Annotated in this window: 12 protein-coding genes and 1 pseudogene; 11 read left to right on the top strand and 2 right to left on the bottom strand. The window is 39.9% G+C overall.

The window, feature by feature from the left end; genetic code table 11:
- Positions 1-105: 105 nt before the first annotated feature.
- The 8 genes and pseudogenes from K8S13_RS23915 to K8S13_RS23950 all read left to right on the top strand — a co-directional run bounded on the left by K8S13_RS23915 (position 106) and on the right by K8S13_RS23950 (position 8,663).
- Positions 106-1,168, top strand: a pseudogene (locus K8S13_RS23915) (type IV pilus twitching motility protein PilT).
- 35 nt (positions 1,169-1,203) lie between these two features.
- Complete coding sequence (locus K8S13_RS23920) at positions 1,204-2,367, top strand: type IV pilus twitching motility protein PilT (protein WP_291466241.1); 1,164 nt, start codon at positions 1,204-1,206, stop codon at positions 2,365-2,367.
- Positions 2,368-2,370: 3 nt separating this feature from the next.
- Positions 2,371-2,979 carry a zinc-ribbon domain-containing protein gene (locus K8S13_RS23925; RefSeq protein WP_291466242.1) on the top strand — a complete coding sequence of 203 codons (609 nt, stop codon included), beginning with the start codon at positions 2,371-2,373 and terminating at the stop codon, positions 2,977-2,979.
- Between the two features lie 38 nt (positions 2,980-3,017).
- The gene (locus tag K8S13_RS23930) at positions 3,018-3,893 is read left to right on the top strand and encodes a hypothetical protein (RefSeq protein ID WP_291466243.1); all 876 of its coding nucleotides are present in this window, start codon (positions 3,018-3,020) and stop codon (positions 3,891-3,893) included.
- On the top strand, positions 3,890-5,890 hold the full coding sequence (locus K8S13_RS23935; RefSeq protein ID WP_291466244.1) for a penicillin-binding protein 1A: 2,001 nt from the start codon (positions 3,890-3,892) through the stop codon (positions 5,888-5,890). The genes K8S13_RS23930 and K8S13_RS23935 overlap by 4 nt, the downstream gene beginning before the upstream one ends.
- Positions 5,887-7,149 (top strand): SPOR domain-containing protein, encoded by a 1,263-nt coding sequence (locus K8S13_RS23940; RefSeq protein ID WP_291466245.1) that lies wholly within the window; start codon positions 5,887-5,889, stop codon positions 7,147-7,149. The genes K8S13_RS23935 and K8S13_RS23940 overlap by 4 nt, the downstream gene beginning before the upstream one ends.
- 119 nt (positions 7,150-7,268) lie before the next feature.
- Entirely contained in the window at positions 7,269-7,565 is a 297-nt protein-coding gene (locus tag K8S13_RS23945; RefSeq protein ID WP_291466246.1) for a hypothetical protein, read from the top strand.
- Between the two features lie 90 nt (positions 7,566-7,655).
- Entirely contained in the window at positions 7,656-8,663 is a 1,008-nt protein-coding gene (locus tag K8S13_RS23950; RefSeq protein WP_291466247.1) for an OmpA family protein, read from the top strand.
- A gap of 54 nt (positions 8,664-8,717) precedes the next feature.
- Here K8S13_RS23950 and K8S13_RS23955 read toward each other — a convergent pair whose 3' ends face one another.
- Together K8S13_RS23955 and K8S13_RS23960 are read right to left on the bottom strand one after the other, a co-directional pair.
- Entirely contained in the window at positions 8,718-8,927 is a 210-nt protein-coding gene (locus K8S13_RS23955; RefSeq protein WP_291466248.1) for a hypothetical protein, read from the bottom strand.
- 22 nt (positions 8,928-8,949) lie between these two features.
- A complete protein-coding gene (locus tag K8S13_RS23960; protein WP_291466249.1) occupies positions 8,950-9,975 on the bottom strand; it encodes a tRNA-dihydrouridine synthase family protein in 1,026 nt (341 codons plus the stop codon).
- A gap of 171 nt (positions 9,976-10,146) precedes the next feature.
- Between K8S13_RS23960 and K8S13_RS23965 the strand changes: the two genes are divergently transcribed.
- The 3 genes from K8S13_RS23965 to K8S13_RS23975 all read left to right on the top strand — a co-directional run.
- A complete protein-coding gene (locus K8S13_RS23965; protein ID WP_291466250.1) occupies positions 10,147-10,398 on the top strand; it encodes a hypothetical protein in 252 nt (83 codons plus the stop codon).
- Positions 10,398-10,901, top strand: a complete 504-nt coding sequence (locus tag K8S13_RS23970; protein ID WP_291466251.1) for a type II toxin-antitoxin system VapC family toxin — start codon at positions 10,398-10,400, stop codon at positions 10,899-10,901. The genes K8S13_RS23965 and K8S13_RS23970 overlap by 1 nt, the downstream gene beginning before the upstream one ends.
- Positions 10,902-11,427: 526 nt before the next feature.
- Positions 11,428-12,040, top strand: a 613-nt coding sequence (locus tag K8S13_RS23975; RefSeq protein ID WP_291466252.1) for a right-handed parallel beta-helix repeat-containing protein, incomplete at its 3' end; no start/stop codon positions are given.

Genomic DNA, 12,040 nt, shown 5'->3' on the forward strand with positions numbered 1-12,040 from the left:
TGAAATTTATTAAACAAGCATAATTTATCAAGACTTCGTTCCCTTTGCTTGCGCGCCTTGGCTTGCTAGTAACGAGAGAACCATTAACTATAAAGGGCATGAAAAATGGCTGAAATTGATGCGTTTTTTAAGCTGATGCATCCATCTGGCTTCAGGCCAGCAGCCTGCATTAAGGCTTCATGGCGATATTGAACGTATAAAATATGAGACCCTGACCAGTGATAAGCTAAGGAAACTATTATATGAAATAACCTCACAGGAGAAGATCAAGGCTTTTGAAGAGACCGGGGATGTGGATTTTGGTTATGAAATTCCAGGGCTCGCCAGGTACAGGGCAAATTATTTTATGCAAAAAAGCGGTATCTCAGCAGTTTTCCGTGAGATTCCTTCCGAAATACTGACGGCAGAACAGCTGGGACTTCCTCCTGTTATTTCAAAACTGGCCGATCTTCCAAGGGGGTTGGTACTGGTCACGGGACCAACCGGTTCCGGTAAATCAACCACTTTAGCCGCTATTATTGATCAGGCAAATCAAACTAGAAAAGATCATATTATAACAGTAGAAGACCCCATCGAGTTTGTGCACAGAAGTCAGAACTGTATTGTCAGCCACAGAGAAGTGGGGCTGCACACACAGACCTTTTCATCGGCATTAAGAGGGGCTCTGCGTGAAGATCCGGATATTATCCTCGTGGGTGAGTTAAGGGATCTTGAAACCATCTCCCTTGCCATAGAGGCTGCATCCACAGGACATCTGGTGTTTGGTACCCTGCATACCTCCAGTGCTGCTAAAACCGTTGATAGAATTATTGAAGTATTCCCCTCCACTGAACAGCCCCAGATACGGTCTACCCTGTCAGATGGTCTGAGGGCTATTGTTGCCCAGACACTGTTTAAAAGGGTGGATCAAAAAGGCAGATGTGCGGCTCTGGAAATTCTTGTTGCAACGCCTGCAGTACGAAATCTTATCCGGGAAGCTAAAACGTATCAGATCCCATCCATGATTCAGACAGGTAAACAATACGGGATGCAATTACTGGACGATGCGATTATGCAATTGTATAAAAAAGGATGGATCAGTCCTGGTGAGGCATACACCAAGGCAAATAATAAATCCTTGTTTCGGCCATTCCTAAAAACTTCCCCGGCTGATTTTACAGAAGCTTAAGGTTTTTTTTAAATTAAAACTAAGAGGAAGACGGCATGAAAAAACAGCAGATTGACCATATCCTTTCCAAAATGCTGGACTCCCATGACAATGTTTCAGACTTGAACTTTACGCCGGGCAAACCGCTGCAGGTTGAAAGTTCCGGTGAATTGATTTCCGTGAAGATGGAGCCGGACTTTAACCTGCTGACACCATTTCAAACTGAAATATTTGCATTGAATTTGGTTAATAATAATCGGAAATTAACGGAGACACTTATTAGAGAAGGCTCTTGTGACCTTTCCTATCAATTGGAGAATAAAGCGCGTTTCAGGGTAAATATATTCTCCAGATCAGGCAAGTATTCCATTGTCTTAAGAAAGCTTGAAACAAAAATTCCCACCATTGAGGATCTGAGTCTTCCCCGTGCATTTCACACCATGGCAGAAGAGAGAAACGGTATTGTTTTTGTTACCGGGGCCACAGGTTCTGGAAAATCAACATCCCTTGCCGCACTGTTGGATAAAATTAATGAGACAAAATCCGTTCACGTGATTACCCTTGAAGACCCGATTGAATATCAGCATTCCCAGAAAAAATCCACCTTTAACCAAAGGGAACTGGGAGCTGATTTTGATACCTTTGCAAATGGTTTGAGGGCTGCCCTGCGCCAGGCACCCAAAGTGATCCTGGTGGGTGAGATGCGTGACAGGGAAACTGTGGAAATTGGTCTTTCAGCTGCTGAAACAGGCCATCTTGTTTTGTCAACATTGCATACTGTAGATGCGGGTCAGACCATTAACCGTGTTTTGGGAATGTTTTCCACTGAAGAAGAAAGACAGATCAGAATCCGTCTGGCAGATACAATCAGATGGGTTGTCTCCCAGAGGTTATTGCCAAAAAATGGTGGCGGCAGGGTGGCGGCCTTTGAAGTTATGGGGTCTAATTTGAGGGTGAAAGACTCTATTCTCAATGGAGAATCAGAGGGTAAGACATTCAATGATATCATTACAGCAGGCAAGGCTCAGGATATGGTCTCTTTTGATGAATATATTATCTCTCTTTATGAAGAGGGAGATATCAGTGAGGATGTGGCATCTTCATATGCATCAAGGAAGGATATTGTTGCAAGAGGCCTTGATTCGATAAAAAGTTCCCGTGGCGAGAACACAACAAAGATTGATTCATTGGAAATTGATCATGGATATCAAGGAAGTTAAACTATGAACGTGATATGTCATAATTGTAAAACAAAACTCAATATTCCGGATCACAAAATTCCTGAAGACAAAGACACAACATTTAAATGTCCCAAATGTAAAGAAAAGGTCCATATCCCTGCTGTAAAACAGCAAAAACCATTCAAGGAAAAGAAAAGGCAAGTCTTTCACAGCTCCTTTGACGAACAGTTGAATGCCCTTGTCTGTATTGAGAGTGAGGATTTGAAAAAAAAGGTATATTCACTTGTTAAACAGATGGGGCTGAATGCAGAGACGGTAACCAATACCAAAGCTGCATTGAAAAAATTCGAATACCATATTTATCACCTGGTGATCATTGATGACGCTTTTGATCAGAACAAGGGGGTTTCAGGTGTTATCGACAGGATGAATACCATTGATATGTCTTTAAGGCGCAGGATCTGCCTTGTCTGGATCAGCAATAAGTTCAATACCAATGATAACATGGCTGCCTTGCATTCCAGTGCGAACTATATCATTCACTTAGAGGACATTAATCATCTGGAAGCATTTTTATCCAGGGCTTTGATGGAACATAAAAATCTTTACACGGTCTATAGCGACTCCTTGAAACTGGCCGGAAAAGCCTAAAGGAAAGGTGTGTACAAAGGTGTGCACAAGAACCTTTTATGATCCAGCAATGGTATGAACCTTTAAGTTTTTCCGAGTGGCTGAAAAGAACCTTTTCTTTTCTAAATATTGCCGTTTTTATCATTACGGCAACTTTTATTTTTTCTGAATTCAGGTTTGACTGGTTTGAAAATCTTGTGGGCTCTTATCTTGTCTCAACAAATGAATCCCGCCCTGAAACAGGCGCCATCTGGGAGATGGGAAAACAAACCTCCGATGCCCACGACTACCTTAATGAGATTATCAGTAAAAAAGAGGATACCCGGCAAAATGTTCATCAGGCAGCTAGCTTTTTTGATCTTGCCTCGAGTATCTTGCCGGGGGAGTGGGTTACCTTGGAGAAACAGCAGTTTAGAACACTTTATCTAACCCTGGAAAAATCTGTTGCTTTAAAAATAATTGAATCAGCTCAATTGGTCTGGCTATTGAACGGCAGTTCTCTGGACAGGATCTTCTGTGAAGGCGTCACAGGGGGTATCAAGATATATTTTATTGATTCTGACAACAGGGTGATTAAGCAGATTGATCTTAGCCGCGAAGATATCCTTGAAATTGAAGACGGTGAGAAGCCTGTTTCGGGGGAACTTGCTGATATGGAGGGGTTTTCAGGACGTATCTATCCGGCAAAGAATTTTTTTGATGCTCTGTTTAAGCTGCCTGCGGATATTATTCCCGATCTGATAGTGAATCCTGAAAGCTTACTGAAACAGGATGGAAAGATCATTAATATTGGTATCTGGAATGAAACAGAAAACGGTTATATTAAACTGGGGTTTGAATTTGAAGAAACAGGCGGCAAACAGGTTGTTTTTATAAAAGGTCGTGAATGGGCTGTCTGGCAGCTGAGCCTGAACCTTAAAGGAGATGAGAATTGAATCTGGTTTTAAGATTCATAAAGTTTATCCGGTTCTGCCTGTTTTCCGGTTTGATTCTTGTTTCCCTGGGATGTCTTTGCGGAATGTTTCTGGTGTTTTTTGTTGCAAAAGACCTGCCTAAACTGCCTTCGCCTTTAAGCCGGATTATTGAAAGACCTCAAACCCGGATTTTTGCCTCAAACGGGCAAGTGCTGATTAGCCTTGGAGAGAGAAAAACCATTCCCTTGAACATGGTGTCCCAGGATTTTATCAACGCGATTCTTGCAATAGAAGATCACAGATTTTTTGAGCACCACGGAATTAATAAGCTTCGAACCTTAAAAGGGCTTTATATTACGCTCTTTAAAACAGGAAAGGTTCAGGGTGCGTCCACCATTACTCAGCAGCTTGCAAAAAATTTGTTTTTCAGTTTTGAAAAAACATATCAACGCAAATTCAAAGAACTGCTTGTGGCATTACAGATTGAGGCTTCCAATACAAAACAAGAAATTCTGCATGCCTATATTAACCAGATCTATTTTGGTGCCGGTGCCCAGGGAATTGAAAAGGCTTCAAGGGTGTTTTTCGGTAAACCTGCCATGGATTTAAGTCTGCCCGAAGCAACGCTTCTTGCGGGGCTGCCTAAATCCCCCACAAATTATAATCCGTACCGGCACTTGGACCTGGCACTAAAAAGGCGCGAGCTTGTATTAAAAAGAATGGCACAGGTCGGGTTTATATCCGATCTTGAAGCTAAGCAGGCCATGATGAGTAAACCTGCACTTCATCATGCACAATCCGATTCAAGAACCGGAAGTTATTTTTTAGATGCATTGATAAATGATCTGATCCTAAAGTATGGAGAAGATGTTGTTTATCATGGCGGTATCAAGGTATTTGCCACCATTGATACACGGCTGCAATCCCAGGCCCGGCACTCTTTAAAAAAAGGCCTTGAAAGGCTTGACACCATGATGGGTATCACCCGGGAAACCGCGGATCATCCTCAAGGGGCACTTGTGGCCATTGATACCGGGTCCGGGGCTGTGAAAGCCCTGGTCGGGGGCCGCGATTATTATAAAAGTGAATTCAACAGAGCTTTAAAAAGCCTTCGGCAGTCGGGAAGTGGTTTTAAGCCTTTTCTTTATTATGCGGTATTTAAAAGTTTAGGATTCCATCCTGCAACCATCATGACGGACAAGCCAGTCATTATACCGATAAAAGGAACCGCAGACTGGGAACCTGAAAATTTTAACAAAATTTTTTCAGGTGATATGATTTTAAAAAAGGCGTTAATTAATTCTGTGAATACGATTGCGGCCCAGATAGTCGAAAAAATCGGGCCTGAATCGGTTACCGGGGTTGCCAGAAACTGCGGTATTAAAAGCCCGTTACAGGATGTATATTCTGTGGCCCTGGGAACTTCAGGCGTGACACCCTTTGAAATGGCATCCGCCTATACGGTTTTTGCAAACCTTGGGGTCAAGCATGAACCCTTTTTTTTCTGGAGGGTTGAAGATGCTTTCGGTCGTATCATATTTGAACACATTGTTCAGGAAAAAAGAGTGCTTGATCCTGCCACCACTTATCAGGTGGTGGATATGATGAAATCAGTCATTGACAGGGGATCAGGACGATCCATCCGGCACTTGGGATTTAATCGGCCTGCTGCCGGGAAAACAGGAACCACGGACAGCTATAATGATGCATGGTTTACAGGATTTACACCAACGCTTTGCACATCGGTCTGGACCGGTTTTGATAAGAAAAAGAAATTACTTGATGTCAACAAGGTTGGTATTACCGGTGGTAAAGGTGCAGCACCGATCTGGGCTGATTTTATGATGAATGCCCTTAAATCAGAGCCTGACAGGGATTTTCCCATTCCTGATAATATCCGGTTTGAAACTGTGGATACAACAACAGGGTGCAATCCAAAAGAGGACAATGAGATTTTTGAAGTTTTAAAAGTCCCTTTAAAATCTGACCAGCACTTGTGCGTGGAAGGGGAGCTATGATCTGGATTTTAAGAAATATAGGGATACATTTGTGGATTACTACTCTTATTACCATACCACTGAGTTTTTATATTTTACCAGGAATTTCAAGGCTCTTTCCCGGTATCAACCCGATAACCACAGGGCTTGTGACCATCATGGGTGTTGTTGTGGCTATCGGCTTTTTAATGGATGGTATGGCCAAAAAAGCCCTGACGGATTTGCTTAAAGAAGGGCAGGCCTGGGAAAGGTCGGGGATTCATCATAAGGCAGAGAAAAATTATATCAAAGCATTAAGGATGTATGATACATTTCTTCTCTGGCCGTTTTCTGCAGGAAAGACAGCCCGGATCATATCCGGCACCGTTGCAAAATTTAAATTGAACACTGCCATTGAAAATCAAAATTTCAAATTGGGCACAGCGGTTTATCTGAAGATGAACCCGGCAGATGAGGATATTGCCAGACTCTGGCTTGAGCAACTTCGACGATACGCCATTGTGACATCATTTGAGCAGGAAGTATTATCTGCCCTTGCTGAAAAACATTATGCCAATAAACGGCTGTCACCCCTGATGATTGATATCTTTCTTGCGTTGGAAAGAAAGGATTATATTGCAAAAAAACTGTATCAGCATGTGCGAAAAGACTCTGTGTTTGAAGAGAAGTATTCAACGAAAATCCAGGATATGATTGGCAGACCTGATGAAACTCTTCAACAGGAAGTATCCTATATAAAGCCTGAAAAGAAATTCTGGCAAAGAATTGAACCGGGTAAAAACATACAAACAGCTGCACGAAGATGTGTTTCTTATCTGAAAAGTTCATGGATGCTCATTGGATCTATATTGAGCTTTTTGATTTTATCTGTGGGCAGGGTAAGTACGTATGTAAAAGAACATGAAAAGGCACAATTTTATTTAAAAGCGGGTTTTCTTTTGATTGTTTCGGTCTGGCTTGGATTTTTCATGATAAATACCATGTCCCATATGTTTAAATCCAGGGCAGTTGAAAAGGAAAAAATAGAAACTCAAATTCAGGTGCCCAAGCCGTTTACAATCCAGGTAGCAGCATATTTAAAGCAGAAACATGCGGACAGGTATGTTGATATTTTAAAGAAAAAAGGAATTGATGCAATCGTCAAAAAGGTGGATGGTGGTGGAAAAACCTGGTTTGTGGTCCGGGTTTCCGAATTTATTGATAAAAAAAGTGCGACGGCTTACGGCCGGAAGCTTGTACAGCAAAAGATTATTGATGACTTTTTTGTGAACAATAAATAAATTTTGATCAGGAATTAATCATTTTTCTAAATTAAAAAGATTTGACAGTCATGGCCTGATATGACCATACTTTTACTAAATTGAACTAAATATAATTATTTTAAAAAAAGGAGAAAAATATGGTCATTATTTCGAACGTCACTTATCCCCCTGAAAGCACAAAGGAAATTGCAAAACGCTATCTTAAGGCGCCTGTCCTGCCGGAGTTTATAAATAAAAAAGGGCCTTATATCTCAGCCAGCAGAACCGATGGTATGAATTCCATCACCTATTATGAACTGGATAATAACAGGCTTGCAGAAGGCTTACAGGCCATTGCCGAAAGTCTGGCCATCTATTTTGGTGTACCGGGGTATAATTACGACCTTAAACCATACTTTGAACTTGAAGAAGGGCTTAATATCCTTGGGCTTTAAGCATTGATTTGTTGGAACAAATACTCTCATGACCGGGAAAATTTGTTTGATAAGAAATTTTATAATATTCATTATAAAAAAGAGGGATTAATGAGCCTCAAAAATATTTTAATATTGTGTCTGCTGACTGGATTATTTATGCCCGTGAATTCAACTTTTGCCAAAGGTAAAGATGCTAAAGGCAGTATGGATCATGCTTTGATTTCACGGTTCGATGGCTCCATCATTAAGCACTATGAGGTAAAGCAGTTTGATGAGTATATTCTTCCTCTAGGAAAGTTTGTTGAAAAAGACGGGAGAAAACCATGGAAAATAGTAAAGAGTAAGCGGAAATTATCAAAAATTAAAAAATTAGAAGGGAAAATAACAAGAATTCAATACAAAGCACCGGTCGGACGTTCAACATTTGAGATTTTTTCCAATTATAAGCTGGCTTTAAAAGATGCAGGGTTTGAAATTTTGTTCATCGCCATGGGCAAAGAGCTTGGAAGATATAATGTCTGGCCTGATCACCTTTATTCTGTGTTAAATCCTCTGGTCGGCAACACTAAATTTGAATTAAATGGTGAAGATGGATATCAGCGTTATCTTTCTGCAAAACTATCCCGACCGGAAGGGGATATCTATGTCTCTCTTAACATATCCCTTGGCTGGAATAAATGGCCGGTGATTCAGCTTGATGTTATTGAAGTTAAGCCAATGGAAACTGATCTTGTAAGGGTAAATATGGATGCTCTGGCCAAAGAAATAGATAAGACAGGACATGTGGCTGTTGATGGTATCTATTTTGATACTAACAAGGCCCAGCTGAAGCCGGAATCTGAGTTTGCTCTTAATGAAATAGCCAAACTGCTTCAACATAATTCCAGGCTCAAACTATATGTTGTCGGTCACACAGATAGTGTTGGCAAGCTTAATTATAATATGAAGCTTTCGCAAAACCGTGCCGACTCTGTGGTAAAAAAGCTTATTTCCGATCATGGTGTGGATGTAACCAGGCTTATCGCTTTTGGTGTTGGTCCATTGGTTCCGGAGGCTTCCAACAGCACAGAGGATGGGCGTACAAAGAATCGTCGTGTGGAATTAGTAGAACAATAATATTTTGACGTAACCAACTGGTTTTACCATGGATATTTATATTCTCAATAACTTCTAATGACTTGTGATTTTAGAAACAGCGCCTTGGGGATGAAATTCCATCAGTTCTACAATTTCAATTGAAGTCTTATCTTTTTTCATATGTTTAAGATCAATGCTCCATGCCGGAGAAATAAAAAGAATTATAAAAACACCTGTTGCAATGGCAATAGATAGCCAAATTTTAGTTCCAGGGTAATGTTCAGTATGCTTTTTAAGTTTCATTATCATCTCAGATAGTTATTTGTTATGAAAATAAATTCAGGTTTGGCCTTGAAAGGGTTTCAGGATTGGATTCAAATATTGAATCAAGGTTATCTCTGATATCACTCATGGTTTGTGCCCGGACCAGCTTTTTTAGGATGTGATGTCCGAATTTGAAATTAGCGCAAAAATACGGTGAGAATTTTTTGAACAGCTTGGCGGCAAAATGATCATCATAATGTTCTAAAAGAATTTGTGTCATTTTCATGGCAGAGGTGAAAAAAATATCATCTCCAGGAGAAAAGCCCTTTGTCCACTGGGCAAACAGCCAGGGCTTTGCCACTGCCATCCTGCCGACAGACAGTCCCTGGCAGGATGTTTGATTGATCATTTTAATACCATCTTTTTCCTGGAAAAGATTTCCATTGCCAAAAACAGGGATGCATACGGCTTGTCTGACAAGTTTTATGACATCCCATTGGGGAGGCCGGTTCCTTCTGTCAGGTGCAATCCTTGGATGGAATGTCAGTGCATCAGCCCCGGCATCTTCAAACCGCCTGGCCATATCCACGGCAAACTGAGGAGTGTTATCCCAACCGGTTCTGAATTTTACAAAAACAGGGATAGATACGGATTTTCTTACGGCTTTTACGATTTTTGATGAAAGTTCAGGGTTTTTTAAAAGAGCGGCACCGCAGCCTTTTTTGCAGATGGCTGCCACAGAACATCCAAAATTAAGATCAACCCCGAAAAAGCCCTCTTTTTCTATTCGTTCAGCAGCGCTTGCCATGCTTTCCGGATCAGACCCAAAGATCTGGCATACAAGGAATTTAAGCTCTTCTTGCCGCCATTTAAACACCAGGGAGGTATTGGGGTTTTCATGGGGAACCGCCTTTGCACTGCACATTCCTGTAAACAGCAGACCAAACCCGCCAAATTCACAGATGAGCTGCCTTAAGGCAATATGGCCAAGGCCTGCCATGGGTGCGAGCACTATCCTGTTGTGGATGAGTTGGTTTTTTATGGTCAAGTCCTGCAAAAGATATTGGGAAAGTGTCTGGGTTTTCATTATTTATAGGGTACCCCACATTTTTAAAATCATATTGCATGGCATTCTTTTATAAAGATTTTATTGAACAAAAGTCAAATTTTTCCATATTAAAAAACGGGTTGTCTTGGTTGTTTACTTTATTTATACTACATTAATGGTGGCGGTAAAAGGATGCATGGAGACAAAAAAATGAGGCAGATAACCTTAAGGCAAGTTCCGGAAAATATAGATATCCTTATAAGAGTGATGTCAAAAAAACAAAACAAAAGTATTAATAAAACAATTATTGCTTTATTAGAAAAAGCTTTAGGGCTTAGGGACAATTCAAACAAAAAAAGAGATCTTTCAAAATTAGCAGGCACCTGGGACAAATCACAATCAGAAGAGTTCATAAAAAATACTGCAATGTTTGACAAAATCGACAGGGAAATCTGGGAATAATGAGAATCTGCATTGATACCAATATCTATTCTGCGTTTAAAAACGGTGATAAAGAGATCATTGAATTATTGGAAAATTCTGATGAACTTTTAATTCCAGTTGTTGTTCTCGGTGAATTGTATGCAGGTTTTCATATTGGAAGCAGGCTAAAAGAAAATTTAAAAGAATTAGATCTATTTCTTAATATGCCAGGGGTTTATACTGTTAAAATTGATAGAGAAATTGCAGATAGATATGGAATGCTTATAAAAATATTAAAAGAACAGGGAACTCCAATCCCCACTAATGATGTATGGATAGCAGCGACTGCTTTGGAAAAAGGAACAAAACTTGCAACTTTTGATACTCATTTTAGAAAGAGCTTTAAGCAAAGAAATAGTGTTAATGGCAAAGGTTTTTCCGGTAATTTCCCTCACCGGACTTCCATGACAGAAACATTTAACCCCAGGATTATTATCCTTCCTATATCCAGACCTACATTGAACGTGATGTCAGAAATATGAAAAATATTGGTAACCTCAGCAATTTTCAACGATAGACTAAAAGCAAGTTCTATGTAAAAAATGTTATATGATTATGTAAAAAAGTTCCTAATTATATAACGTTTTTTACATACTTGTGTATTCATAAATTTTAAAGACACATATTTCTTATAGTAATAAATAGTAATCAAATTAAAAGAATACAATTTCACATCTTTAATTTAAGAAACTAAGTGGTAATACTCATAGGGTGTTTATTTTCATTTGATAAGTTTTCCTGTGACCTCTGATAGTTAATATTAAAAAAATTTAATGTACTAATACTTTTAAAGGCTCAAAAATTGCATGATAACTTAGGGATTTAAGTGCTCAAAAATATTGAAACTTCAACATACATTTAATTGAATTATATATTAACCATAGTGATTGGGGAAAAGAGATGAAAATGCTTGTTTTGTTTTTGATAACGAGGTGGCGAATATTACTATCGACTCTTATTACAAAAGTTAACCCGCCAAATTTTATAAAAATATCTAAAACAATTTTTTTGATATCTGTACTGTGTTTATTAAATTTAGCAGCCCTTTCATATGCAGAAACAATTTCGGGCATTCTTACGGAAGATGAAACCTGGTCAGGCATTGTAAATATCACCGGTGACATCACAGTACCGGAGGACATAACACTCACCATTGAACCAGGAACTCAGATCATTTTGTCTGCCCAATCCGATGACACTGCAGGCGGCCAGGATTCCAATCTGTCCGAGTTTATTATAAATGGTTCCCTGGTTGCTGAAGGCACAGATGGGAACCCCATCCTTTTCAGCTCAAATGCTGTAGCCAAGACCAAAGGTGATTGGGGTGGAATCTATGCTTCCTGGGAGTTGGGGTCAAAGACTCTTAGTTTGGTACATTGTGAAATCGAGTATACCACAACAGGAGTTTATTTTGAATCATCCGTTGGTATCCACGCAGTTGATATAAGAAGTTGTGATATTCGTCATACAACTGTGGATGGGATATTTATTAACAGCAATACCGGAGCAAAAATAGATCTGGATATCAGCGGCAATGAAATATTTGATGCGGATCGATATGGTATTTATTGCTATGCCAATGGATCAAACACCCAGATAGATGGGAGTATATCGGGTAACA

The sequence above is a fragment of the Desulfobacula sp. genome, assembly GCF_021107415.1.

Excerpts from the sequence above, each read along its gene's own strand:
- K8S13_RS23945 (WP_291466246.1), top strand. The coding sequence starts at position 7,269 with ATGGTCATTATTTCGAACGTCACTTATCCCCCTGAAAGCACAAAGGAA.
- K8S13_RS23970 (WP_291466251.1), top strand. The coding sequence starts at position 10,398 with ATGAGAATCTGCATTGATACCAATATCTATTCTGCGTTTAAAAACGGT.
- K8S13_RS23965 (WP_291466250.1), top strand. The coding sequence starts at position 10,147 with ATGAGGCAGATAACCTTAAGGCAAGTTCCGGAAAATATAGATATCCTT.
- K8S13_RS23950 (WP_291466247.1), top strand. The coding sequence starts at position 7,656 with ATGAGCCTCAAAAATATTTTAATATTGTGTCTGCTGACTGGATTATTT.
- K8S13_RS23925 (WP_291466242.1), top strand. The coding sequence starts at position 2,371 with ATGAACGTGATATGTCATAATTGTAAAACAAAACTCAATATTCCGGAT.
- K8S13_RS23940 (WP_291466245.1), top strand. The coding sequence starts at position 5,887 with ATGATCTGGATTTTAAGAAATATAGGGATACATTTGTGGATTACTACT.
- K8S13_RS23930 (WP_291466243.1), top strand. The coding sequence starts at position 3,018 with ATGATCCAGCAATGGTATGAACCTTTAAGTTTTTCCGAGTGGCTGAAA.
- K8S13_RS23920 (WP_291466241.1), top strand. The coding sequence starts at position 1,204 with ATGAAAAAACAGCAGATTGACCATATCCTTTCCAAAATGCTGGACTCC.
- K8S13_RS23960 (WP_291466249.1), bottom strand. The coding sequence starts at position 9,975 with ATGAAAACCCAGACACTTTCCCAATATCTTTTGCAGGACTTGACCATA.
- K8S13_RS23955 (WP_291466248.1), bottom strand. The coding sequence starts at position 8,927 with ATGAAACTTAAAAAGCATACTGAACATTACCCTGGAACTAAAATTTGG.